This window comes from Streptomyces sp. NPDC002795, from assembly GCF_042888725.1.
Classification (GTDB): domain Bacteria; phylum Actinomycetota; class Actinomycetes; order Streptomycetales; family Streptomycetaceae; genus Streptomyces.
This window is the reverse complement of record NZ_JBIAQB010000001.1, coordinates 323,326-347,230: the sequence shown is the minus strand read 5'-3', so window position 1 is coordinate 347,230 and position 23,905 is coordinate 323,326. Positions and strand designations below refer to the sequence as shown.

The 23,905-nt window shown below is 71.0% G+C and carries 26 protein-coding genes; 15 read left to right on the top strand and 11 right to left on the bottom strand.

Annotation, left to right across the window (positions count from 1 at the left end; genetic code table 11):
- Window positions 1-91 precede the first annotated feature (91 nt).
- Window positions 92-994 carry an LLM class F420-dependent oxidoreductase gene (locus tag ACFYWS_RS01470; RefSeq protein WP_389268277.1) on the bottom strand — a complete coding sequence of 301 codons (903 nt, stop codon included), beginning with the start codon at window positions 992-994 and terminating at the stop codon, window positions 92-94.
- Window positions 995-1,169: 175 nt separating this feature from the next.
- Complete coding sequence (locus ACFYWS_RS01465) at window positions 1,170-1,622, bottom strand: MarR family winged helix-turn-helix transcriptional regulator (protein ID WP_389268275.1); 453 nt, start codon at window positions 1,620-1,622, stop codon at window positions 1,170-1,172.
- Between the two features lie 139 nt (window positions 1,623-1,761).
- On the opposite strand from ACFYWS_RS01465, the gene ACFYWS_RS01460 reads away from it, so the two are divergent.
- Together ACFYWS_RS01460 and ACFYWS_RS01455 are read left to right on the top strand one after the other, a co-directional pair.
- Complete coding sequence (locus tag ACFYWS_RS01460) at window positions 1,762-3,216, top strand: MFS transporter (protein ID WP_389268273.1); 1,455 nt, start codon at window positions 1,762-1,764, stop codon at window positions 3,214-3,216.
- Window positions 3,217-3,711: 495 nt separating this feature from the next.
- Window positions 3,712-4,059, top strand: coding sequence for an ANTAR domain-containing protein (locus ACFYWS_RS01455; protein ID WP_389268271.1), 348 nt, complete (start codon window positions 3,712-3,714; stop codon window positions 4,057-4,059).
- Between the two features lie 146 nt (window positions 4,060-4,205).
- Here ACFYWS_RS01455 and ACFYWS_RS01450 read toward each other — a convergent pair whose 3' ends face one another.
- Window positions 4,206-5,363 carry a hypothetical protein gene (locus tag ACFYWS_RS01450; RefSeq protein ID WP_389268269.1) on the bottom strand — a complete coding sequence of 386 codons (1,158 nt, stop codon included), beginning with the start codon at window positions 5,361-5,363 and terminating at the stop codon, window positions 4,206-4,208.
- Window positions 5,364-5,407: 44 nt separating this feature from the next.
- The gene (locus ACFYWS_RS01445) at window positions 5,408-6,754 is read right to left on the bottom strand and encodes an MFS transporter (RefSeq protein WP_389269439.1); all 1,347 of its coding nucleotides are present in this window, start codon (window positions 6,752-6,754) and stop codon (window positions 5,408-5,410) included.
- A gap of 129 nt (window positions 6,755-6,883) precedes the next feature.
- Here ACFYWS_RS01445 and ACFYWS_RS01440 point away from each other — a divergent pair, with 129 nt between their 5' ends.
- On the top strand, window positions 6,884-7,261 hold the full coding sequence (locus ACFYWS_RS01440) for an ArsR/SmtB family transcription factor (protein ID WP_389268267.1): 378 nt from the start codon (window positions 6,884-6,886) through the stop codon (window positions 7,259-7,261).
- A 17-nt stretch (window positions 7,262-7,278) separates the two neighbouring features.
- Here the strand turns inward: ACFYWS_RS01440 and ACFYWS_RS01435 are convergent, their stop codons facing one another.
- Together ACFYWS_RS01435 and ACFYWS_RS01430 are read right to left on the bottom strand one after the other, a co-directional pair.
- Complete coding sequence (locus ACFYWS_RS01435; protein ID WP_389268265.1) at window positions 7,279-7,926, bottom strand: class F sortase; 648 nt, start codon at window positions 7,924-7,926, stop codon at window positions 7,279-7,281.
- Entirely contained in the window at window positions 7,926-9,047 is a 1,122-nt protein-coding gene (locus ACFYWS_RS01430) for a D-alanyl-D-alanine carboxypeptidase family protein (protein ID WP_389268263.1), read from the bottom strand. The genes ACFYWS_RS01435 and ACFYWS_RS01430 overlap by 1 nt, the downstream gene beginning before the upstream one ends.
- Before the next feature lie 224 nt (window positions 9,048-9,271).
- Here ACFYWS_RS01430 and ACFYWS_RS01425 point away from each other — a divergent pair, with 224 nt between their 5' ends.
- Both ACFYWS_RS01425 and ACFYWS_RS01420 read left to right on the top strand, forming a co-directional pair.
- The gene (locus ACFYWS_RS01425; protein WP_389268261.1) at window positions 9,272-9,721 is read left to right on the top strand and encodes a cyclic nucleotide-binding domain-containing protein; all 450 of its coding nucleotides are present in this window, start codon (window positions 9,272-9,274) and stop codon (window positions 9,719-9,721) included.
- Between the two features lie 152 nt (window positions 9,722-9,873).
- On the top strand, window positions 9,874-10,443 hold the full coding sequence (locus ACFYWS_RS01420) for a hypothetical protein (protein WP_389268259.1): 570 nt from the start codon (window positions 9,874-9,876) through the stop codon (window positions 10,441-10,443).
- Window positions 10,444-10,476: 33 nt separating this feature from the next.
- Here ACFYWS_RS01420 and ACFYWS_RS01415 read toward each other — a convergent pair whose 3' ends face one another.
- Window positions 10,477-11,439 (bottom strand): electron transfer flavoprotein subunit alpha/FixB family protein, encoded by a 963-nt coding sequence (locus tag ACFYWS_RS01415; protein WP_389268257.1) that lies wholly within the window; start codon window positions 11,437-11,439, stop codon window positions 10,477-10,479.
- Window positions 11,440-11,466: 27 nt separating this feature from the next.
- On the bottom strand, window positions 11,467-12,255 hold the full coding sequence (locus tag ACFYWS_RS01410; protein ID WP_389268255.1) for an electron transfer flavoprotein subunit beta/FixA family protein: 789 nt from the start codon (window positions 12,253-12,255) through the stop codon (window positions 11,467-11,469).
- A gap of 126 nt (window positions 12,256-12,381) precedes the next feature.
- Here ACFYWS_RS01410 and ACFYWS_RS01405 point away from each other — a divergent pair, with 126 nt between their 5' ends.
- Complete coding sequence (locus ACFYWS_RS01405) at window positions 12,382-13,095, top strand: TetR family transcriptional regulator (RefSeq protein WP_389268253.1); 714 nt, start codon at window positions 12,382-12,384, stop codon at window positions 13,093-13,095.
- 167 nt (window positions 13,096-13,262) lie between these two features.
- Complete coding sequence (locus ACFYWS_RS01400) at window positions 13,263-13,652, top strand: Zn-ribbon domain-containing OB-fold protein (protein ID WP_389269437.1); 390 nt, start codon at window positions 13,263-13,265, stop codon at window positions 13,650-13,652.
- A gap of 9 nt (window positions 13,653-13,661) precedes the next feature.
- Here the strand turns inward: ACFYWS_RS01400 and ACFYWS_RS01395 are convergent, their stop codons facing one another.
- Window positions 13,662-14,057, bottom strand: coding sequence for a nuclear transport factor 2 family protein (locus ACFYWS_RS01395; protein WP_389268251.1), 396 nt, complete (start codon window positions 14,055-14,057; stop codon window positions 13,662-13,664).
- 99 nt (window positions 14,058-14,156) lie between these two features.
- Between ACFYWS_RS01395 and ACFYWS_RS01390 the strand changes: the two genes are divergently transcribed.
- Window positions 14,157-14,759: a PadR family transcriptional regulator gene (locus tag ACFYWS_RS01390; RefSeq protein ID WP_389268247.1), complete on the top strand. Its 603-nt coding sequence runs from the start codon at window positions 14,157-14,159 to the stop codon at window positions 14,757-14,759.
- Here ACFYWS_RS01390 and ACFYWS_RS01385 read toward each other — a convergent pair.
- The gene (locus tag ACFYWS_RS01385) at window positions 14,717-15,385 is read right to left on the bottom strand and encodes a TetR/AcrR family transcriptional regulator (RefSeq protein ID WP_389268245.1); all 669 of its coding nucleotides are present in this window, start codon (window positions 15,383-15,385) and stop codon (window positions 14,717-14,719) included. The genes ACFYWS_RS01390 and ACFYWS_RS01385 overlap by 43 nt on opposite strands.
- 81 nt (window positions 15,386-15,466) lie before the next feature.
- A complete protein-coding gene (locus ACFYWS_RS01380; protein WP_389268243.1) occupies window positions 15,467-16,417 on the bottom strand; it encodes an alpha/beta fold hydrolase in 951 nt (316 codons plus the stop codon).
- A gap of 160 nt (window positions 16,418-16,577) precedes the next feature.
- On the opposite strand from ACFYWS_RS01380, the gene ACFYWS_RS01375 reads away from it, so the two are divergent.
- From ACFYWS_RS01375 to ACFYWS_RS01345, 7 genes are all read left to right on the top strand, one after another.
- Complete coding sequence (locus ACFYWS_RS01375; RefSeq protein ID WP_389268241.1) at window positions 16,578-17,972, top strand: MFS transporter; 1,395 nt, start codon at window positions 16,578-16,580, stop codon at window positions 17,970-17,972.
- The gene (locus ACFYWS_RS01370) at window positions 17,969-18,772 is read left to right on the top strand and encodes an enoyl-CoA hydratase-related protein (protein ID WP_389268239.1); all 804 of its coding nucleotides are present in this window, start codon (window positions 17,969-17,971) and stop codon (window positions 18,770-18,772) included. The genes ACFYWS_RS01375 and ACFYWS_RS01370 overlap by 4 nt, the downstream gene beginning before the upstream one ends.
- Before the next feature lie 119 nt (window positions 18,773-18,891).
- Window positions 18,892-20,400, top strand: coding sequence for a long-chain fatty acid--CoA ligase (locus tag ACFYWS_RS01365; RefSeq protein WP_389268237.1), 1,509 nt, complete (start codon window positions 18,892-18,894; stop codon window positions 20,398-20,400).
- Window positions 20,401-20,469: 69 nt separating this feature from the next.
- On the top strand, window positions 20,470-21,282 hold the full coding sequence (locus ACFYWS_RS01360; protein WP_389268235.1) for an SDR family oxidoreductase: 813 nt from the start codon (window positions 20,470-20,472) through the stop codon (window positions 21,280-21,282).
- Window positions 21,279-21,908, top strand: coding sequence for an HAD family hydrolase (locus tag ACFYWS_RS01355; protein WP_389268233.1), 630 nt, complete (start codon window positions 21,279-21,281; stop codon window positions 21,906-21,908). Before ACFYWS_RS01360 ends, ACFYWS_RS01355 begins: the two co-directional genes overlap by 4 nt.
- Before the next feature lie 11 nt (window positions 21,909-21,919).
- Window positions 21,920-23,152, top strand: coding sequence for an acyl-CoA dehydrogenase family protein (locus tag ACFYWS_RS01350; protein ID WP_389268231.1), 1,233 nt, complete (start codon window positions 21,920-21,922; stop codon window positions 23,150-23,152).
- On the top strand, window positions 23,149-23,898 hold the full coding sequence (locus tag ACFYWS_RS01345; RefSeq protein WP_389268229.1) for an SDR family oxidoreductase: 750 nt from the start codon (window positions 23,149-23,151) through the stop codon (window positions 23,896-23,898). The genes ACFYWS_RS01350 and ACFYWS_RS01345 overlap by 4 nt, the downstream gene beginning before the upstream one ends.
- The last annotated feature ends 7 nt before the right edge of the window (window positions 23,899-23,905 follow it).

Sequence of the window (23,905 nt, the reverse complement as noted above, 5' to 3'; positions counted from 1 at the left end):
TGAGGTTCCCGTGGGAGCGCATCGGGTTCAACGCGCTCCGTCCTCATGCACCACGTGGTGCCCACGACGCCGAGCGCATGAGCCGCGGCCGTCAGCCCGCGTACGTCGTACCGAACGCCTCCAGGAACTCCAGGGTCGCCGCCGCCGACTCGTGCGGGCACGACACGGCCAACCACGTCACCCCGGCCTTCTCCAGTGCCGCGAACGCCTCCCGGTGCCGGTCCGCGTCGAGGGCCGGCGCCGTGAGGCCTTCGTCGCGGTAGGAGTGCAGTACGTCGACGCTGTCACCGCGTCCGGCGGCGGCCGTGGCGTCGCGCACCTCGCCGATGGCGCCCGCCAGTTCGGACAGCGGACCGAGCGTCGGCGTCCGCGCGGTCGCGCTCAGCTCGGCGCCCCCGGACATCGGCATCCAGCCCTGCGCCCGCTGGGCGGCCCGGCGCCGGCTCAGCCGCGAGTTGCCGCCGATCCACACCGGTATCGGCTGCTGCGCAGGCCGCGGCAGGGCCTGCGCCTCGCGGACGTTGAAATGCCGGCCCTCGTAACTGAACGGCTCGCCGCTCCAGTGCAGCGGCAGCACGTCGAGCACTTCGTCGAACAGGGCGTTGCGCTCCTCGAAGTCGACGCCCAGCGCGTGGAATTCGCCCTTCAGATACCCGGCGCCGAGCCCGAGGATCAGCCGCCCGCCGGAGAGCCGGTCGAGCGTCGCCGCCTGCTTGGCCAGCAGCAGCGGATTGCGGTACGGCGCGACCGCCAGGTACGTGAGCAGCCGCAGCCGACTGGTCACGGCCGCCGCGTGGGAGAGCGCCACGAAGGGGTCGAGCGTCTGGTGTCCGCCGGCACCCAGCCAGCGCGCGCCGGGTGCCGGGTGCTCGCTGAAGGAGAGCCCGGAGAACCCGAACTCCTCTGCGGCTCGGGCCACTTCGGTCAGCGGCCCCGCGTCCAGCAGGTCGCCGTCCGGTCCGTGCGCCTCCGGGTAGTGAAACAGGAATCGCATCGTCACGCATCCTCCGGTTCTGTGCGGAACTGCTCGCCGTACGGCGCCTGTTGTGGGCCTGTCCAGGATCGCACCCACGCGGGCCGCCTGACGCACAATCAGTTCAGAGAATGCCGCGGTCGCCGCGGTTGTCCAAGACGCGTGGGCACCACCGGGTATGCGCGCCCGTGATGAGTCAGGAGCGCGGCCAGGGCTGACCGCTCAGCCGCTCGACGCTGGTGTTGAAGCGCTGCAGATAGCGGGCGAAGGCCTCGACGTCGTCCGCCGACCAGTCCTCGAAGACCTTGTCCAGTTCCTGGACGTGGGTCTCGCGCTCCTCGTCGAGACGCCGCTCGCCCTCCTCGGTGAGCCGGAACTTGCGGGCCATGCCACCGTCCGGGTCGGGGATCCGCTCCAGGAGCCCGGCCCGCATCGCGCTCGCCGTCTGCCGGTTGAGGGTGGAGGCGTCGAGCAGAAAGGCCTCGCTGAGCTGGCCGATCGACATCGGCCCCTGGGCCTGGATCCGGCTGAGCATGATGTAGGCGCTGCGCTCCAGGCGGTCGGCCTGGCGGCGGCGCTTCTCGCTGCCGAGCTGATGTCGGCCCAGCACCATGTGCTCGAACTCGACCAGGTGCGATGGCTTGTTCATGTACGTGCGTCCTCCTGGGCCGACCGTATCGCAGGCTGTATCGCCGGCTGTTATGTGCATCACGCACGCAATATGCACGATACATATCGTGTGTATGATGCATAGCGTTGCACACACTGAAAAGATTGAGGAGCCCTTCATGGATGCGCCCCAGTCGAGCGGTAGGTCGGGCGCCATCGTCGCCACCCTCGCGCTCGCAGGCACCGTCGCCGCGATCATGCAGACGCTGGTGACTCCGCTCATCGCCGAACTGCCGCAGATCCTGGACACGTCGTCCTCGAACGCGGCGTGGGTGGTCACCGTCACCCTGCTCGTCTCCGGTGTGTGCGTACCGGTGTCCGGTCGCCTCGGTGACCTCGTGGGCAAGCGACGCATGATGCTGATCTGCGTCGTCCCCCTGATCATCGGCTCGGTCGTCTGCGCGCTCTCCTCGTCCGTCGTCCCGATGATCATCGGGCGCGGGCTCCAGGGCATGGGCATGGGCATGGTGCCGCTCGGCATCGCGCTGCTGCGCGACGTGGTGCCGAAGGAGAAGCTCAGCGGTTCCATCGCTCTCGTCAGTGCGTCCATGGGCATCGGCGGTGCGATCGGCCTGCCGATCGCCGCTGCCGTCGCGCAGTACGCGAACTGGCGCGTCCTGTTCTGGGGCTCGGCCGTCCTCGCCGTCGCCATCGGCGCGATGATCTACGCGATCGTGCCGGACGTCCCGGCCGCCGCCAAGGGGCAGCGCTTCGACGCTCCCGGCGCCGTCGGCCTCGCCATCGGTCTCGTCTCGCTGCTCCTCGCCGTCTCCAAGGGTGCCGACTGGGGCTGGGGCTCGGGCACCACGCTCGCCCTGTTCGCCGTCGCCGTCGTCTCCCTGCTCGTGTGGGGCCGCTACGAGCTGCGCACCCGCGAGCCGCTGGTCGACCTGCGCACCACCGCCCGGCCCCGGGTGCTGTTCACCAACGCCGCCTCGATCCTCATCGGCGTCGGCATGTACGCCTACATGCTGATCGCGCCGCAGCTGCTCCAGTTCCCGGAGGGCACCGGCTTCGGCCTCGGCCAGTCGATGCTCGCGGCCGGTCTGTGGATCGCGCCCGGCGGCGTCATGATGATGCTGATCTCGCCGCTCGGCGGAAAGCTGATCAACGCCCGCGGACCGAAGTTCGCGCTGATCCTCGGTGCCCTCGTGATCGCCCTCGGCTACGGCGCCGCGCTGCCGCTCATGGGGACGGCCTGGGGCATCATGCTCGCCGGTATCATCATCAACAGCGGTGTCGCCCTCGCCTACGGCTCAATGCCCGCCCTGATCATGAGCTCCGTGCCGCTTTCCGAAACGGCTGCGGCCAACGGCTTCAACACCCTGATGCGCTCGCTCGGCACCACGATCGGCTCCGCCGTGATCGGAGTCGTCCTCGCCCAGATGACCGTGTCCATGGGAGGCGTCCCGATCCCGTCCGAGGGCGGCTTCCGCACCGGCCTGATGATCGGCTGCGGCGTGGCCGTGCTCTCCGCCGCCGTCGCCACGTTCATCCCGGCGCTGCGCAAGGGTGAGGACGAGCCGGCGGGCGAGCAGCAGCCCTTGACCGATGAGGCCCCGGCCCGCGCCTGACCGCCGGACGGGGCTCCGGGGGAGTGGGTGCGGGCGCAGCGCCGCAGCGACGAGCTGTGGGCGTGGAGATGGGGCCGCCCTGCGCGCCGCAGGTCTGAACGACGCCGAGGACGGCAGGTTCCGGCGTTCGGCCCTCGCCACGCTGCTCGCCCTCGACGAGGCGGGCAGCGTGCCCGGCGGTCACCTTTACCGCGGGTCCTGGGCGACCCACTCGCGTCCGGCGGCGCCTCGCGCACGGTGGCGCCGGGCGCCCACGCGGACCTGTGCCTGCTCCACGTACCCCTGCGGGAGGCGCTCGATGACCTGCCGGCGGACTGTGTACGGACGGCGTTCGTGGGCGGCCGGGTCATATCCGTGTGAGCTGCCCCGCGGACCGTTCCGGGCATCTGCCCCGCGCATACGTGATGGGGTGATTGTGGTGCGGGGCTCCGGGCAGGAGTGGTACAAGGTCACTCGGGTTCCCGGACCAGGTACGGCACTTGGAGGTGCACCGTGATGCTCCCGGCTCGCCGACGCGCAGCGCAGGCTGCCCGCGAGAGAGTGGCCCGGACCGCCGAACTCGAGGCACAGGTCGAGCAGTTGAAGGAGGCAGTGACCTCGCACGCCGAGGTCGACCAGGCCATGGGGGTCGTGATCGCGGTGGGCGCCCTCTCGCCCGCGGAGGCGTGGGACGTGCTGCGCGAGGTCTCCATGCGCACCAACACCAGGCTCCGCCTGGTCGCCCGGCAGCTGATCGCCTGGCCACGCACCCACGAACTCGATCCGACGATCCGCGCCGAGCTGGAGCGGCAACTCGCCCAGCGCCGTGAGGCGGAGAGTCCTGTGGCTCCGGAACCCTGCTGAAACCCCGCTCCCCGGCGTGGGCCGACAGGCTTCTGCCGAGAAGCGGGTGCGGGCTCACTGCCGAACCCGCCACGACCAGCATCGACCGTTCCGCCCCCCGGAGTAACACGCAGGCACGCTCACTCACGCAAACGTGCCCGGAATCTTCACGCTCTGTGCGGCTGGATCGTGGCGGACCCTCCGTCAACGATCGCGGTAAGCCTGCTCAGCACCACGTCGACCTCCTCGTCCGACAGCGGTACGAGTTCCAGGGCCAGCTCGCCGTCGTCCTGACGGTCCGTGTAGAGCCAGATCTGCGGATCCCCGGCCCTGAGCGCGTCCGCGAGGTCCGTGGCGTCGAGCCCGGCGCGTGCCGCGTCGACCCTTAGCACCGAGCGGGGGAACGGCAGGCCGGACGGGTCGGGGACGGGATGGGCGCTGAGGCCGGGCAGCGCGGCGGCGCGGGCGGCGAACCGTGCGACCTTGTCTTCCTGGCGCCGCGCCCACGCGGACACGTCGAGCTCCTGCCGTGCCTCCAGCGCGGCGAGCGTGCCCACGATCGACTCCTTGCTCGCCTTCATCGCCCGGCCGATCCCCTTGCCCTGCGCCCGCACCGCCCGGACGGCCCCCGCGCGGCCGAGCACCAGGCCGGCGGTCGGGCCGCCCAGGTACTTCTGGCCGCTGACGAGGACGAGATCGGCCCCGGTGTCCAGGAGTTCACCGACCCGGAAGTCCTGCGCGGCCCCGTCGATGATCGCGGGCACCCCGCGCCGGTGCGCCGCGGAGACCGCGTCGATGAGCGGGATCCGCGCCCCGCGCGTGAGCCGCGACGACACCAGGACGAGGCACGCCGTGCCGGGGTGGGCGAGGTCCTTCTCCAACTCCTCCGGCGAGCAGGCCGCGTCGGATCCCGACAGGACGGGCGTGGCGCCCGCCAGGCGGATGTCCTGGACCAGCGGGTGCCCGTAGTCGACCGCGTGGCCCGCGGGCAGCACCACGCGCGCGGGCAGCCCGCCGGTGTCCGGCAGTGCGGCGATCCGCTCCGCCGCTTCACCCGTCATCGCGGCCGCGACCGACAGCGTGATCGCCGACGATGTGCAGTGCACGACCGTTCCGGCCTCCGCCCCGGTGGCGCGTGCGAGGGCGCGGTCGGCGAGTTCGTGCAGCTCCTCCATGACGAAGAAGCCGGACAGCGCCTCCGCGACGGCGCGTCCGACCCGCTCCTCGCTGCGCGAGACACCGGCCGGGGTGAACGGCCCCCGGGCATTGATCAGCCGCGTCAGCCCGTATCGCTCGTGAAGCCCCTGTTGTTCGTGAAGTCCCATGGGCAGCATGGTGCCTGGTCGGTGCCGCCTGCCCGGCGACCGACTCAGCGGGCCGCGTGCAGCGCGTCGCCGAACCGCCGATGACTGTGCCGCCAACCGTCCGTGACCCGCACAGCGTCACGCACATGCGGATGATCCGCGGCGAGCCCCACATGCTCGTGCTCCACCTCGGTGGCCGGGTCACCCACACCCACCGGCCACAACCGCGCCGCCGCGACCCCCGCGCCCACCGCCACCACTCCGAGCCCGACCACGGCAGCGCCAAGACCAGCCCGCGCGCCCAGCCACCCCGCCAGCGGGTACGTGAGCAGCCAGCACGCGTGCGACAGGGAGAACTGCGCGGCGAAGGCGGCCGTACGCTCCCGCTCCGGCGCGGCCCGCCGGACCAGCCGGCCGGTCGGCGTGAGCACCAAGGAGCACGCACCACCGAACGCGGCCCACGCGGCGAGCAGCGCTGGCACCCGCCAACTCCCGGCGGGCGCCGCCGTGATGACCCCGACGGCGACGAACACGCCGCCCAGCGCCAGCGCCCCGCGCACCATCACCGTCCGCTCACCGACCCGCTCCAGCATCCGCGGCACCACGAGCGCCACCGCCATCGACCCGGCCCCGTACGCCCCGAGCGCCACCGGCACCGCACCCGCCGACAGGCCCAGGAAGTCCCTTACGTAGACGACGGAGTTGACGGTCACCATCGCGCTCGCCGCCGCCACGGCCAGGTTCAGCGCGAGCAGGCCCCGCAGTTGGGGGAGCGCGAGGAAGAGGCGGGTCCCGGCCGTCGCCTTGGCGAACACGCCACCCGCGCGCGGGGGAGCGGGCGCGCGCTCGGGCAGCGCCGTCGAGACCACGAGCGCGGCCGAGACGAGGAAGCCCACGACCGTCCCCGTGAACAGGCGGTCGTACGAGAGCACGGACAGCAGCGCCGCGGCGAGCGCCGGACTGAACAGGCTCTCCATGTCGTACGCGAGCCGGGCGAGCGACAACGCGCGCGTGTAGTCGCGTTCGTCGGGCAGTACGTCCGGGATCAGCGCCTGGAACGTGGGCGTGAAGACGGCCGAGGCGGACTGCAACGCGAACACCAGGACGTAGACCTGCCAGACCTGGTCCACGAACGGCAACGCCAGGGCCACGGCGGCCCGCAGCAGATCGGAGCCCACCAGCACCGCGCGCCGCGGCAGTCGCTCCGCGAACGCCCCCACCAGCGGGGCGACCAGCACATACGCCGTCATCTTGATCGCGAGCGCGGTGCCGAGCACGGCCCCCGCGTCCGCACCGGCCATGTCGTACGCCAGGAGTCCGAGCGCGACGGTGGCGAGACCGGTGCCGACGAGGGCGACGACCTGGGCGCCGAACAGCCGGCGGTACGTGCGGTGGCGCAGAACCGTGAGCATGCGGACCCCTCCCGAAGGCTGCGCCGCCAGAATACTCGTCATGTGCGCACCTGCGCACATGACGAGTATGTAACCGCTGGGTGCGCCGTTCGCGCAAGGGCTCCATAGGGAGGCATCTAGGCTGGGGCCATGCCCGCCAGCGACCCGACCCCCACCGCGGCTCCCACGGCTCCCGCGGCCGTCGCGCACCCGCGCGAGCCCGACGCCGCCCGACTCGCCGAGGCGACAAGGGTGTTCGCCCTGCTGTCGGACGCGACCCGGCTGCACGTGCTGTGGCTGCTCGCCCTGGAGGAGTCGGACGTGGGATCGCTCGCCGACCGCGTCGCGGCATCGCGCACGGCCGTCAGCCAGCATCTGGCGAAGTTGCGGCTCGCGGGCCTGGTCGAGGCGCGCCGCGAAGGCCGGCACATGCACTACCGCCTCGCCGACGGGCACCTGCGGCGCCTGGTGACGGAGGCGCTGAGTCACGCGGACCACCGGGTCACCGGAGAGGCCCCGCACGACTGAGCCGTACAGGACCTACGTCACGTACGGTCGCGGACCGAGGTGAGCAGGCCGTAGAGGACGACGTTCCCCGCGTACCCGGTGCCCTTGCTGTACGTGCCGCCGCAGGTGATGACGCGGAGCTCGGGCAGGCCGGTGCCGCCGTAGACGAGGCGGGACGGGAAGTGCTTCTTGTCGACCACATCGATGCCGTGGATCTCGAACACGGCCGTCTTCCCGTCGGCGCGGTCGATCTCGATGTGCTCGCCCTTCTTGAGCGCGCCGAGCCCGTAGAAGACGGCGCGGCCCTCGGCGTTGTCGACGTGCCCGTCGATGACGGCCGTGCCGCGTTCGCCGGGCGTGACCGCTCCGGGGAACCAGCCCGCCAGGTTCGCCTTGTCCGGCGGCGGCGCGTCCAGCCAGCCCTCCGCGTCCCGGCCGACGCGCGTCAGCGGAGCGTTCACACCGATCTCGGGGATGCGGATGCGCTGCGGAGCGGCGGCGGGCAGCGGGTCGGCGGGCGGTGTGTCGGTGCCGAGCTTCGCGGCGCCTGGCTCGGGCTGCGGCGGCCCGTCACCGGATATCCCGTGGTGCACGAGCAGCACTCCGGCCAGCAACGTCGCCGCGAGGAAGGACCACGTGGGGCGGCGACGCGGCACCGCGGGCGAGGACTCGGCTATCGCAGGCATCAGCGGCTCCCGGGCCCGGTCCGTCGTCGGCGCAGCCGCCTGCCGACGAGCACCGGCACACACGCCAGGGCCAGCAGCCCCGCCGCCGCGCCGAGGTGCCGGCCGATCCCGCCCGAGGTGTCGCCCGGCTCGGCCCCCGTGGCGGGTGCGGGCGCCGGGGCTGCCGCGGCCAGCTGCTGCGGAGCCGAAGGGCGCCGCAACGCCGCCGCCTGCCGCGCGTGCAGGGGCGCCGCCTGCGCGCCCCAGTCGAGCAGCGCGCGGCTCTCTTCGTAGACCGCGTTGAAGTCCCCGTCCTGCGGGTTCATGACGGTCACCAGGACCGTGCGCCCCTTGTGGCTCGCGGCGGAGACCAGGGTGCTGCCGGCCTTCGACGTGTAGCCGTTCTTCACGCCGATCAGGCCCGGATAGGCCGCCACCCCGTGCGAGCCCACGAGGAGCCGGTTGGTGTTCTCGATGCCGAACGCCTGCGGGCCGCCGGCCGCGGGGAAGCGCGCCCACTTCGTGGCCATGTAGCGCCGGAAGTCGGGGTTCTTGAGGCCCTCCCTGGCGATCAGGGCCAGATCGTGGGCCGAGGAGAACTGGCCGGGTGTGTCGTAGCCGTCGGGGGAGCGCACCTGGGTGTCGCGGGCGCCGATCCGGCGGGCGGTCGCCTGCATCTGCTCGACGGTGCGGGAGACACCGCCGTTCATGTGGGCGAGCGTGTGCACGGCGTCGTTGCCGGAGCTGAGGAACACACCGCGCCACAGGTCGGCGACCGTGTACCGGTTGCCTTCGTCGACCCCGACGAGGCTGCTGCCCTCGGAGACGTCGGAGAGATCCCCGTACGTCGCCCGGTGCACCTCGTCCTGACGCAGCTTCGGCAGCACGGTGAGGGCGAACAGGGTCTTGAGCGTGCTCGCGGGCGGCAGCCTGAGGTGAGCCGCCTTTGCGGCGAGGACGTCGCCGGTGCGGGCGTCCATGACCTCCCAGGACAGCGCGGAGACGGACGGCGGCGCGGGCGGGTCCGGCACCGGAGGATCGGCGCTGACGGGGCCGACGGTGCCCGCGGACACCACCGCGCACACGCCGCACGAGACAACGGCCCTGCCGAAGGCAGGGCGAAAGCCGAGGAAAGACGCCATGCCGGAAACGTAGAACCGGCATCGAACGACCGCGCTCCAGGTACGCCATACGGCCGCCGCACACGGGGGACGCCCGCCCGAGGTGCGCGCGATATCACCCGGAAATAGGCTGTTCGAGTGACGGCCGCGCCGATCCGGGCGGCCGTGATCCTCCCCGCCGAGCCGGGCGGGCCACGAACGTGACGTACGTACGCTGGAATGACACGACGGTGGAGGTGGCCGCCATGACGGCCCAGACACGACTCCTGAACCGGCTCTCGCACGCGGACCGGGACCGGTTGTTGCCCATGGCCAAAGAGGTCTCGTTCGCGCAGGACACCCGGATCTTCGAGGAGGGGGACCGGGCGGACCGGTTCTGGATCATCCGGACCGGGATGGTCACCCTCGACGTCCACGTCTCCGGCCGCGCCCTTCTGCCCATCGACCCGCTCGGCCCCGGTGACCTGCTGGGCTGGTCCTGGCTGTTCGAGCCGTACGAATGGGACTTCGGCGCGGAGGCGTTCAGCCCGGTGCGCGCCTACGAGTTCGACGGCGCGGCCGTACGCACGCTGTGCGAGCAGGAACCGACGCTCGGGGTGGCGGTGCTGCACGGAGTGGCCGAGGTGATGGCGCACCGGCTGGAGGCGGCGCGGGTCAAGCTGCTCGAGGCGCATCGGACGCACGGGTACGTCTAGCGCCCTTCTGACGTCACCAGGGGTTCCAAAGAGTCGTTCGCGTCACCCGACTCGACGCCTCGACAGGCGGTGGGCGCGTCCACGCGGTGGGATCGGTCGCGGAGTACCCGCACATCCGTGGTCCGTCCGCCGGGCCCGCCGAGAGGAACCGCATGGGCCGCACCGCGTCCTGGCCGACCGCCGCCGTCGCCGCGGCCACACTCGCCATCGGGGCTCTGATGTGCCCCGTGGCCTGGGCCGCGGACGACGATCCCGCGTGGGACACCGACACATCATGGACCGAGAGTCCGCCGGTCGCCGACACGTCGGGAACGCTGGAGCTCGTGCCCGCCGACCCGGGGCCGGGAGCGAGCGTCACGGCGAGCACGAGCGCCTGCGGCGAGGACCAGACCGCGACGGGGGACGCCGCCAGCCTCGGGGCGGGCGAGTTCCCCTTGCAGACCGCGACCCAGGAGGGCTCGGTCACGGGTCAGTTCAAGGTGCCGACGGGCTCCAGGTCCGGCACCTTCCCGATCACCGTGACCTGCGAGGACGGCACCGAGGTGCGACAGACGCTCACCGTTTCGGGGCGGGGTGGCACCGAACTGGGCGGCGTCAAGGCCGGGGACGGCGGCTCGCTCGGCACGCTGAGCGTCGCGCAACTCGCCCTGGGCGGGACCCTCATCGCCGGTGCGCTGATCGCGGCCGGGCACTACGCACGCCGCCGCGGCCAGGAAGCGTGAAGCTCCCGGGCGCGGCGGCGGTCTCGAAGTGCCTTAGCCCTTCCGGGACTTGACGTCCTCGGTCAGGGCGGGGACGACGTCGAAGAGGTCGCCGACGACGCCGTAGTCGACGAGGTCGAAGATCGGGGCCTCGGCGTCCTTGTTGATCGCGACGATCGTCTTCGAGGTCTGCATGCCGGCCCGGTGCTGGATCGCGCCGGAGATGCCGGAGGCGATGTACAGCTGCGGGGACACGGACTTGCCGGTCTGGCCGACCTGGTTGGAGTGCGGGTACCAGCCCGCGTCCACCGCGGCACGCGAAGCGCCGACGGCCGCGCCCAGGGAGTCGGCGAGCGCCTCGATGACCGAGAAGTTCTCGGCACCGTTGACGCCACGGCCACCGGAGACCACGATCGCGGCCTCGGTCAGGTCCGGGCGGCCCGAGGACTCACGCGCGGTGCGCGAGGTCACCTTCGTACCCGTCGCCTTCTCGGAGAAGGAGACGGCCAGGGCCTCGACGGCGCCGGCGGCCGGAGCGGCCTCCACGGCGGCGGAGTTGGGCTTGACGGTGATGACCGGCGTGCCCTTCGACACCGTCGACGTGGTGGTGTACGAGGCGGCGAACACCGACTGCGTGGCGACGGGGCCGGATTCGCCGGCCACCAGGTCGGTGGCGTCGGTGATGATGCCCGAACCGATCCGCAGCGCCAGACGCGCGGCGATCTCCTTGCCCTCCGCGGAGGACGGCACCAGTACGGCGGCCGGGGAGACGGCCTCGACGGCGGCCTGCAGCGCGTCGACCTTCGGCACGACCAGGTAGTCGGCGTACTCGGCGGCCTCGTGCGTGAGCACCTTGACGGCGCCGTGCTCGGCCAGCGCGGCCTGCGTGTCACCGGCACCGTTGCCCAGCGCGACGGCGACCGGGTCGCCGATCCGGCGCGCGAGGGTCAGCAGCTCCAGGGTGGGCTTGCGGACGGCACCGTCCACGTGGTCGACAAAGACCAGAACTTCAGCCATGACTGTACTTCTCCAACTTCCGCTGTCTCAGATGAACTTCTGGCCCGCGAGGAACTCGGCGAGCTGCTTGCCGCCCTCGCCCTCGTCCTTGACGATCGTGCCCGCGGTCCGCGCCGGACGCTCATCGGCGGACGCGACCTTCGTCCACGCGCCCTCCAGACCCACTTCCCCGGCCTCGATGTCCAGGTCGTCCAGGTCCCACGCCTCGACCGGCTTCTTCTTCGCCGCCATGATCCCCTTGAACGAGGGGTAACGCGCCTCACCCGACTGGTCCGTCACCGAGACGACCGCCGGAAGCGAAGCCTCCAGCTGCTCCGAGGCGGTGTCACCGTCACGACGGCCGGTCACCTTGCCGTCGGCCACCGCGACCTCGGACAGCAGCGTCACCTGCGGCACACCCAGACGCTCGGCGACCAGCGCCGGCACGATCCCCGCGGTGCCGTCCGTGGACGCCATACCGGAGACCACCAGGTCGAACCCGGCCTTCTCGATCGCCTTCGCCAACACCAGCGAGGTGCCGATCGCGTCCGTGCCGTGCAGGTCGTCGTCCTCGACGTGGATCGCCTTGTCCGCACCCATCGACAGCGCCTTGCGCAGCGCGTCCTTGGCGTCCTCGGGACCCACCGTCAACACGGTGATCTCCACGTCGTCATCGGAGTTCTCCGAGATCTGCAGCGCCTGCTCCACCGCGTACTCGTCCAGCTCCGACAGCAGACCATCGACATCGTCACGGTCCAACGTCAGGTCATCGGCGAAACCCCGGTCGCCCGTGGTGTCCGGCACGTACTTCACGGTGACAACGATCCTCAAGCTCACGCCGACTCCTCCACTGCCTGCTGCCCTACCGCAGTCGTCCAACTACTGCCGCCAACGTATGGCACTCAGTTCCCTCTGTAAAGGTACCTAGTGCCAATGGTGGCCGTCCGGTGTTACGTTCCCGGCATGAGCGAGGCGCGCGAGGTCAACGGGTCACAGAAGAAGGCACCCATGCGGGAGGTGCTGGCCGAGGCGGCGTTCCAGCTGTTTCTGGAGCGTGGTTTCGAGCGGACGACCGTGGACGACATCGTGGCGCGGGCCGGGGTGGGGCGGCGGTCCTTCTTCCGCTACTTCCCGTCGAAGGAGGACGTGGTCTTCCCCGACCACGAGAGCTGCCTCGCCGACATGACGGCCTTCCTGGAGGCCGCGAGCGACGAGAGCGACGCCGTGGACGTGGTGTGCGACGCCGCGTGCCTGGTGCTGCGCGTGTACGCCACGAACCCCGAATTCTCCGTGCAGCGCTACAAGTTGACCCGTGAGGTGCCGGGTCTGCGGACGTACGAACTGTCCGTCGTGCGGCGCTACGAGAGCATGCTCGCCGGGTATCTGCGGCGGCGCTGGGCCGACACCGCCGACGGGTCCCTGCGCGCCGAGGTGGTGGCCGCGTCCGTCGTCGCCGCGCACAACAACGGCCTTCGCTCCTGGCTGCGTTCGGGCGGAGAGGGTGACGCCGAGGTCGCGGTGGACCGCGCACTGAGGCTCGTACGGCGGACATGGGGGGAGGGGGGCGCGGCCGCGCCCGAGCCTCAACAGGAGGACGTCGTCGTGATGGTGGCGACCAAGGGGGCCCCGATGTGGCGGGTCATCCAGCGGGTGGAGTCGGCACTGCGGGACGGCTGAGAACGGAGCCCGAAGCAACTTGATGGTACTCAGTGTCTTTACCGGTTGGCACTGAGTGTCATACGCTGAGGGGGCGCCGAGGCACCGTCGCCCGGCGCGCGCCGGCGAGTGCGGGAGGCCGAAGGATGTCAGTGATGTCAGGGACGTTCACGAGCAGCATCGGTGTCATGGCGCCGAAGGGTGTCGGCGGCGTCAAGGGTGCCGCGGAGGCCGACGCGGGATTCCCCTACCAGCGCTGCCGTTGGTGCCGCACCCCGTCCTTCCGGCGGCTGCTGTGTCCGGTGTGCGCGTCGAGCGAGCTGAAGACCGAGCACAGTGAGGGCCCCGGCGTCGTGGTCCAGTCCCGGGTCGTCCACCGCGGCACTGGAGTCGCGCGCAATGAGGCGCTCGTCCGCTTCCCCGAGGACTTCATCGTGCCCTGCCGCATCGTGGGCACCGCACCGCACATGGTGTGGCTCGGCGCCAGTGTGCGCCCGGTGGAGAACGCGGCCGCCGACTCCGGCGAGGTCCTCTTCGAGCTGGAGGACGACTTCACCGTCGACTACGGCCCGCGCTGACCGTCACACCTACCGCGCCCGCGCCGCCTCCTCGGCGATCCGGTCGAACTGGGCGCCCATCGCCTCTGCCAGCGCCTGCGCGGCGGACAGTGGACGCACCATCACCATGAACTCGTCGATCAGGCCGTCCTCGTCGAAGTGCAGGAAGTCGGCGCCGGTGATCTTCCGGTCGCCGACCCGCGCCTCGAAGACGAGCACGTGATCCCGCCCGTTCGCGTCGCCGATCTCCCGTACGTAGCGGAAGTCCTCGAAGACACGGGTGACCCCGCGCAGGATCGCCGCGGTGATCGCCTTGCCCGGGTACGGCTTGAACACGACCGGGCTGGTGAAGACCACGTCCTCGGCCAGCATGGCCTCGACCGCGTCGAGATCGTCCTTCTCCACGGCTGCACGGAAGGGATGCATGGATGCCACCTCGGTTTCTCGCCCACAGCTCCACAGCTTCATAGGCAACAAGTTGAATAGGTGCGGGTGACAGTAATCGCATCGCTGTAGGGTGTCCACATGTCGCTCAAGTACGCCGTCCTGTCCGCGCTGCTTGAGGGCGAGGCCTCCGGGTACGACCTGGCGAAGATCTTCGACGTCTCGGTGTCGAACTTCTGGGCGGCGACGCCCCAGCAGCTCTACCGGGAGCTGGACCGGCTGACCGCCGACGGGCTGATCGACGCGCGGGTGGTGGCCCAGGAACGCAGGCCGAACAAGCGGATGTTCACGCTGTCCGTGGCCGGCCGCGCCGACCTGGCCGCGTTCACGCGGCGACAGCCCAAACCGCTCGCGCTGCGCGACGAACTCATGGTGAAGGTGCAGGCCGTCGACGTCGGCGAACTCGACGCCGTCCGCGCGCACATCGCGGAGCGGATGGACTGGGCGCACGGGAAGCTCGCCCGCTACGAGCGGCTGCGGCGGCATCTGCTCGGCGAGCTGGACGAGGCGGACTTCCTCGCCGACGGAGAGCGTGTCGGACCGTATCTGACACTGCTGCGCGGCATCTCCTTCGAGGAGGAGAACCTGCGCTGGGGGCGACGCGTCCTGGAGATCCTGGAGCGGCGCGCCGCCCGCGCGGCTCAGCCCTCGGGTTCGCCGGGAGCCTCGGGCTCCCTGAGCTGAAGCCCGTTCTCCCAGATCTTGTTGAGCGTCGTCACCAGCTTCTCGTACGGGATGCGCTGGCCGAGGACGAACACCAGGTACGCCATGCGGCTCACCATGACGGACAGGGCGTGCGCCGTCACCAGCGGGTCGAGGCCCGGGTCGGCCTGGCCTGCGTCCTGGAGGGAACGGATCAGTTTGGCGTTGCGGCGCGCGAACGCGTTGCCCCGCTCGATGCGCAGCTGCTTGAACGTCTCGTCGACCTGCGCGACCTGCTCGAAGAGCGCCATGAGGCGGGCGTTCTTCTTGTAGGCGCGCAGGTATTCGCGGTTCGACGCGTCGATCATCTCGCGCGGATCCGTGATGCCGGTGCGCTCGCGCAGATGCGGGTGCAGCATCTCCTCCTGCACCTGCGCGACGAGCGCCTGGAAGATCTCTTCCTTGCTGTTGAAATACGTGTAGAACGAGCCGGACGCGACATGCGCGGCCTTGGAGATGTCCGTGATCCGGGCGTCGAGATACCCGTCGCGCTCGAACACCTCACGGGCGGCGACGACCAGCGCGTTGCGCGTGCGGACGCCGCGGGCGCTGCGCGGTGTGATGGGTTGCTTCTGTCCGCCGTCTGCGGCCGGGGCCTGGGCAGCCAACGCGGGTCCCTTCGTTCGTGTTTCCACTGGTGGACGAGCATCCGTCAGGGGGTGTGCACCCACCGGTGGCTGCGGATCGTATCAGCCGACATCCGCGAGGAACTCCAGGAGAGCGGCGCTGACCGCACCGGCACGCTCCTGCTGGATCCAGTGTCCGGCCCCTTCGAGCACGACGCGTCCGCGCAGATCGGTCAGCACCTCCTCAAGACGGTCGGCGGGCATGAACCGGGCCACCGGGTCCGCGGAGCCGGTGACGAACAGCGAGGGGCAGTCGACGGTGCGTCCGTCGAGATGCTTCGTCAGTTCCCAGGTGCGGTCCAGGTTCCGGTAGTAGTTGAGGCCGCCGGTGAACCCGGTGCGCTCGAACTCCTCGACGTAGTAGGCGAGTTCCTCCTCGCTCAGCCACGGGGCCGGCGGGAAGTTCTCGTCCGGGCGCGCGGCCCACTCGGCCGACCAGATCTCCCGGGTCACCAGCGTCCTGCGCACGTTCTGCGCGAGGGCGCGGTCGGCGACACCCGGCTCCTGGAACCACACCATGTAGAAGGCGTCGCCGAGTCGCCGCTGCATCACGGGCAGGGGTGCCACGGGGGAGCGCGGCGCCACCGGCACACTCATCCCCACCACGCCCCGCACCCGCTCCGGGTGAGCGAGCGCCATCTGCCACACCACCTGCGCACCCCAGTCGTGGCCCACGAACACCGCGTCGTCCGCGCCCACCGCATCGAGCAGCCCGACGAGGTCCGCGCAGACGGTCAGCGTGTCGTACGCGTCGACCTCCGCGGGCCGTGAACTCCCGCCGAACCCGCGCATGTCGGGGGCGAGCACCCGGTACCCCGCCGCGCCGAGCGCGAGCACCTGGTGGCGCCACGAGAAGGCCAGCTCCGGAAAACCGTGGCAGAGCACCACCAGTGGCTTGTCGTGCTGGTCGGTATCCGCCGGTCCGTGCTCGAAGACGCGCAGCGAGATCCCGTTCACATCGACCTGCCGCGCGCTCACGCGCTTCCACTCGGTCACGGCTCCGGGGGTACTCATGAGGGCAACTCCTCGATCTCGGCATCGGGTGACGACTTGAACAGTCCCTGTTCACAGGCGTGTTCAAGGTATTGAAGTTGACGTTGGGTTCAAATATACAGGGGGCGGCCGCAGGGCCGCAGCGGTCGTGACATGTTTGGACGACGGAGGAGCCCCGCACGTGAATCCGCCCACCGCACAGCCCCGAAAAGGCACCGAACAGGCAGCCGCCGAGACACCTCCGGCGCGCGCCTCGGGCAAGCTACTCGCCGCGGGACTCATCGGCAGTTCCATCGAGTGGTACGACTTCTTTCTCTACGGGACGGCCGCCGCGCTGGTCTTCCCGCACGTCTTCTTCCCCGACTCGTCGGCTCTGATCGGCACCCTGCTGTCGTTCAGCACCTTCTGGGCGGGCTTCCTCGCCCGGCCGATCGGCGGCGTCGTCGCGGGACACCTCGGCGACCGGCACGGCCGCAAGGCCATGGTCGTCCTCTCCATGGCGCTGATGGGCGCCTGCACCTTCCTCATCGGCTGCCTCCCGGGCGCCGGGGTCCTCGGCGCCGCCGCGCCGCTGCTCCTCGTACTGCTGCGCTTCCTCCAGGGCCTCGCCTGCGGCGCCCAGTGGGGCGGCATTGCGCTGCTGCTCACCGAGTCCGCGTCACCCAAACGCAAGGGGTATGCGGGCACCTTCGGGCAGATGGGTGTCTCGCTCGGTGTGTTCCTCGGCAACGGGGTCTTCCTGCTGGCGAGCGCGGTCACCTCGGACGACGCGTTCATGAGCTGGGGCTGGCGCATCCCGTTCCTGGTGAGTGCCGTGCTGCTGCCCGTCGTGATGTACGTACAGAACAAGGTCGAGGACTCGCCCGAGTTCCGGCAGATGTCCGAGCAGGCCGCCGCGAAGAGCGACAAGCAGAAGGTGGCACGGGCGCCCGTCGTCGAGGTGATCCGCTCCAAGTGGCGCACCGTGCTGCTCGCGGCCGGACTCCTCGCCGGAACCAACTGCCTCTTCTACATCAGCATCGCGGGTGTCATCAGCTACGCCGCCGAGCACCTCGGCCTCGACAAGGACTCCATCCTCCTGGTCGCGATGCCGGTGACGGCGGTCGGCGCCCTGTTCGTGCTGTGGGCGGGATGGCTGTCCGACCGCGTCGGGCGGCGGCCGGCCGTGCTCGTCGGGGCGGCGATCATCGTGCTGTGGGCGTTCCCCTACTTCTGGCTGGTCAACACCGGTTCGCTGCTGTGGCTCGGTGTCGCCGTCCTGATCGGCGGGTTCGGCCAGTCCCTCACGTACGGTCCGCTCGCCGCCTACATCGGTGAGCTCTTCGAGCCGCGGGTGCGCTACTCCGGCGCCTCGCTCGCCTACCAGATCGCCGCCCTGACCATCAGCGGCGGCACCCCGCTCATCATGACCGCGATCATCGGCGGCACCGGAGGCACCACCTGGGTGTCCGTGTTCATCGCGGTGATGGGCCTGCTCACCTTCGGCTGCGCCTGGGTGCTGCGCGAGACCAACCCGCGCGAGGTGCGCGAGGACCCGACAGCGGTGCCGGGCGCCGCGGAAGGAGTGCGATCGTGACGACGACCGAGCAGGACCTGGTGTACGCCGAGCGGCGTGGCGCCGTGACCGTGGTGACACTCAACCGCCCCGACCGGCTCAACGCCTGGACCAACGAGCTGGAGGACCGCTACTTCGCGCTCCTCGACGAGGCGGAGGCCGACCCCGAGGTGCGCGCGGTCGTCGTGACCGGAGCGGGTCGCGGGTTCTGCGCGGGCGCCGACATGGCCGAGCTGGAGCGGATCGGCTCCGCCGACGCGACGAGCGAGGAACGGCCGAAGAGGGAGCGGCCCCGCTGGTTCCCGCTGAGCCTGCGCAAGCCGCTGATCGGGGCGATCAACGGGGCGGCGGCGGGGCTCGGTCTCGTCGAGGCCCTGTACTGCGACATCCGTTTCAGCACACCGGACGCCAAATTCACCACGTCGTTCGCGCGCCGCGGGCTGATCGCCGAGTACGGGATCGCGTGGCTGCTGCCACGCATCGTCGGGCCCGCGCGAGCGGCGGACCTGCTGTTCTCGGGGCGGGTGATGCGTGGCACGGAGGCGTACGAGATGGGGCTCGTGAACCGGGTCGTCGAGCGGGACGCGCTGCTCGACGAGGCGGTCGCCTACGCCACGGAGCTGGCGACCTGGTCGTCGCCGACGTCGATGAGTGTGATGAAGCGGCAGCTCAGCGAGGCGTTCGACACGGACTTCTACGCTGCCGCTCGGCAGGCGGAGGTGTTGATGGAGGAGTCGTTCGGGCGGGCCGATGCGGTGGAGGGTGTGCGGAGTTATGTGGAGGGGCGGGAGCCGGGGTTTCGGTCGTTGGGCTCGGCCTGACGGTTGTTTGCGCTCACCCGGCGCGGGGTCGCGGGGCTCTGCCCCGGACCCCGCTGCTCAATCGCCGCAGGGGCTTGATTTGGTCGGCCCGCCGCTCTGGAGCTCATGAAAGGTCCCGTATGTCCAACGCCTCCGCTCCCATCTGGACCCATGCCGCCTCCGCTCCCGACCGGATCGCGCTGCGCGGTTCGGCATCCGGCGTCTGGACCTACGGGCAGCTCAGTGAACGCGCCTGCGCCGTACGGGAGTTGCTGAGCACGCACACCGTCCGGCCCGGTGACCGGGTGCTGCTCGTCGCGCCGTCCGTGCCCGAGTTCGCCATGGCGTACTACGGGATCCTCGCTGCGGGTGCCATCGCGGTCACCGCCAACACCATGGCAACCGAGCGCGAGTTGACGTACATGGCGCGGGACGCGGACGTGCGGCTCGTCCTGGCGTGGACCGCGCTCGCCCCGGCCGCCCGGCGCACGGCCGACGAACTCGCGGTGCCGTTCCGGAAGTTGAGTGAAGGGCTGGACGGCATCGCGCCCGCCTCCGTCGCACCCGAACCGCTTCCCGCCGACGCCCACGACACCGCGGCAATCCTCTACACCTCCGGCACCACGGGCAAGCCCAAGGGTGCCCAGCTCACGCACGGGAACCTCGAATCGTGCGCCGCCATCTTCTGTGACATCCACGCTATCGGCCCCGACGATCGCGCCGTCACCGGGCTGCCGCTCTTTCACGTGTTCGGGCAGGCCTGCGTGATGGGGACGACGATGCGTGCCGGTGGCTCGCTCACCCTGCTCGAACGGTTCGAAGCGCGTGCCATGACGGCGCTCATCCGGCGCGACCGGCCCACCTTCATCGCGGGCGTGCCGACCATGTGGAACGCCATGCTGCGGGCGGCCGACGAGGAGAGAGCCGACTTCTCGGGCCTGCGGCTCGCCTCCTCCGGCGGGGCCTGTCTGCCCGTCGAGGTCATGCGGGCCTTCGAGGAGCGGTTCGGGTGCGCCATCGTCGAGGGGTACGGCCTCACCGAGACCACCGGCGCCGGGACCTGCCATCTCGCGGGCGAACCGGCCACGCCGGGGACCGTGGGGCGGGCGCTGCCGGGCTGTGCGGTCGCCGTACGTGACGACGAGGGCGCCGAGCTGCCGCCGGGCGAGGTGGGTGAGGTGCACATCAAGGGGCCCGTCGTGATGAAGGGCTACTGGAACCGGCCCGACGCGACCGGGGAGGCCCTCGACGCCGACGGCTGGCTGCGCACCGGGGACCTCGGCTCCCTCGACGCCGACGGTGATCTGCGCATCGTCGACCGCAAGAAGGACCTCGTGATCCGCGGCGGCTACAACGTCTACCCGCGCGAGGTCGAGGAGGTGCTGTACGAGCACCCCGACATCGTCGAGGCCGCCGTCATCGGGGTGCCCGACCCGCATTACGGCGAGGAGGTCGCCGCCGTCGTCGCCCTGCGTCCCGGGGCCGCGCTCGATGTACGGGGGCTGCGGGCCTGGGCCAAGGAGCGGCTGTCCGCGTACAAGGTGCCCCATCTGCTCGCCGTGGTCGACGAGTTGCCGAAGGGAGCCACCGGCAAGATCCTCAAGCGCGCCATCGACCCCGCGGTCGTCACCGGAATCTCTAGAACTTGACGTCGGATTCAAGTACGGTGAGTGCCACGCACCGGGTGGGACGAAGGAAGCGAAGGAGCGGACAGCGGGATGTTGATCAACGACAAGGTCGCGATCGTGACGGGAGCCGCCGGAGGCATCGGCGCCGCCGTCGCCCAGCGCCTCCTGGAGGCCGGCGCCCGAGGTGTACTGCTCACCGACCTCGACGCGGCCCGCCTGGACGAGACCGTGCGGCGGCTCGCCGAGAGTCACGGGGAGCGCGTCGCGGGCAGGGCCGGGGACGCGGGGGACACCGAGCACCTGCGCGGCCTCATCGCGGCGGCCGAGGAGGGCTTCGGGCCCGTCGACCTGTACTTCGCCAACGCCGGGATCAGCGGCGGCGCCGGGCTCGACGCGAGCGAGGAGGAGTGGAGCCGCGCCCTCGACATCAACGTGATGGCACATGTGCGCGCCGCGAAGCTCCTCCTGCCGGGCTGGACCGAGCGCGGCGAGGGCTACTTCTTCTCCACCGCGTCCGCCGCGGGCCTGCTCACACAGATCGGCTCGGCGACGTACTCCGTCAGCAAGCACGCCGCCGTCGCCTTCTCCGAGTGGCTCTCGGTCACGTACGGCGACCAGGGTGTGCGCGTCAGCTGCCTGTGCCCGCAGGGCGTCGAGACCGAGCTGCTCATGGCGGGCACCCGCTCCTCCGACCCCACCGAGCAGGCCGCGGCCCGCGCCGTGCTGGAGGCCGGGAACCTGCTCAAGCCGCTCGACGTCGCCGACGAGGTGCTGGCGGCCGTCGGCGACGAGCGCTTCCTCGTGCTGCCGCACCCGCAGGTGCTCGACTTCTACCGCCACAAGGGCAGCGATTACGACCGCTGGCTGCGCGGCATGCGCCGCTACCAGAAGTCCGTGCGATGACTACGCGCGGCGCCGTCCTCTTCGACTTCGGCGGCGTACTCACCACGAGCCTCATCGACGCCTTCGAGGACCTGGGGCGCGAACTCACCGGTGAACCCGGCCTGTTGCTGCGCCTGCTGACGCACGACAAGGAGTCCAGCGCCCTGCTCGTCGAGCACGAGAAGGGGCTCATCGGGCAGCGCGCGTTCGAGGAGGGCTTCGCGGCGCGGCTGCGTGCTCATGGAGCCGACGTCGAAGCCGCCGGACTCGTCACCCGCATGCAGGCGGGCCTGCGCCCCGACCCGGACATGGTCGCCCTCGTCGCGAAGCTGCGCGCCGAAGGGCACCGCGTCGGCCTGCTCTCCAACTCCCTCGGCGACGACTGCTACGCGGGCTTCGACCTGCCCGCGCTGTTCGACGCCGTCACGATCTCCGGTGAGATCGGCGTCCGCAAACCCTCGCGGCGCGCCTACGCCATCGCCTGCGAACGCCTCGGCGTCGCCCCCGAACAGACCGTCATGGTCGACGACCTGGAACAGAACATCACGTCCGCGGCCCGCATCGGCATCGCCGGGGTCGTGCACCGAAACGCCGCCACGACCACCGCCGAACTCGACCGCCTGCTAGGCCCGTCGAGCCGCGTGTGACACCGTACGTAATGACTTGGGAGGAACCACTCGTGTACGAACAGTCCGCCAGGGGCAAGGAGTACCAGGACAAGCTGCTCGCCTTCATGGACGAGCACATCTACCCCGCGGAGGCGGTCTACGCCGCGCAGATGGCCGAGTCCGGCGACCCGCACTTCCACCCGCCGGTCATCGAGGAGCTGAAGACCGAGGCGAAGAAGCGCGGCCTGTGGAACCTGTTCAGCCCGCACCCCGAGTGGGGCCCCGGGCTCACCAACCTCGAGTACGCGCCGCTCGCCGAGATCATGGGCCGCAGCGCCGGCCTCGCCCCCGAGGCCACCAACTGCAACGCGCCGGACACCGGCAACATGGAGGTCCTCACCCTCTTCGGGACCGAGGAGCACAAGGAGAAGTGGCTCAAGCCGCTGCTCAACGGTGAGATCGCCTCCGCGTTCGCCATGACCGAGCCCGCCGTCGCCAGTTCGGACGCCAGCAACATCCAGATGCGGATGGAACGCGACGGCGACGACTACGTGCTCAACGGCCGCAAGTGGTGGACCTCCAACGCCCTGCACCCCAACTGCAAGGTCCTCATCGTCATGGGCAAGACGGACCCCGACGGGCCCGCCTTCCGCCAGCAGTCGATGATGGTCGTGCCGATCGACGCCCCCGGTGTCACGATCGTGCGCGGACTGCCCGTCTTCGGCTACCAGGACCGCGAGGGCCACGCCGAGGTGCTCTTCGAGAACGTACGGGTCCCGGCCACCGCCCTGCTCTCCGGCGAGGGCGACGGCTTCATGATCAGCCAGGCGCGGCTCGGCCCCGGCCGCATCCACCACTGCATGCGCGCCATCGGCATGGCCGAGCGGGCGCTGGACCTGATGATCGACCGGGCGCAGGCGCGGGAGACCTTCGGCGCCCCGGTCGCCGACCGCGGCAACATCCAGGACTGGATCGCCGAGGCCCGCATCGAGATCGACATGGCGCGACTGCTCACGCTCAAGGCCGCCCACCTGATGGACACCGTCGGGAACAAGGAGGCGCGCACCGAGATCGCGGCGATCAAGGTCGCCGCGCCGAACGTCGCCCTCAAGATCGTCGACCGCGCCATCCAGGTGCACGGCGGCGGCGGCGTCTCCGACGACTTCCCGCTCGCCAGCATGTACGCGCACCTGCGCACCCTGCGCCTGGCCGACGGCCCCGACGAGGTGCACAAGCGGACGATCGCCCGCCGCGAGCTGCGCCGCCGGGAGAAGCAGCGGTGACATCCCTGGAGGGACGGGTCGCGCTCGTCACCGGCGCGTCGCGGGGCATCGGCCTCGCGGCCGCCGGCGCCCTGCGCGACCGCGGCGCCCGCGTCGTGGTGACCTCGCGTGACGAGGAGCGCGCCAAGGAGGCGGCCCGCCAACTCGGCGCCAACGTCGAGGGGTTCGGGGCACACGCCACCGACGAGGACGCCGCGCGCGCCTGCGTCGACCACGTCGTGGAGACGTACGGCCGCCTCGACATCCTCGTCAACAACGCCGGTACGAACCCGGCGTACGGCCCGATCGTCGACCAGGACCACGCGCGCTTCGCCAAGACCATGGACGTCAACCTGTGGGCGCCGATCCTGTGGACGTCGCTCGCGGTGCAGGCCTGGATGGGCGAACACGGCGGCGCCGTCGTCAACACGGCCTCCATCGGGGGACTTTCGGTCGCCAAGGACGTCGGGATCTACCACGTCTCGAAGGCCGCGCTGATCCACCTCACCAAGCACCTCGCCCTCGAACTCGGCCCGAAGGTACGGGTGAACGCCATCGCGCCCGGTGTCGTCCGTACCCGGCTCGCCGAAGCGCTGTGGCACGACAACGAGGAGGCCGTCGCGGGTGCGACGCCGCTCGGCCGGATCGGTGAACCCGAGGACATCGGTGAGGCCGTCGCCTTCCTCGCCGGTGAGGGCGCCCGCTGGATCACCGGCGAGACCCTCGTCGTCGACGGCGGCCAACTCGTCGGCTCGGGCCCGCTGTGACGCGGTA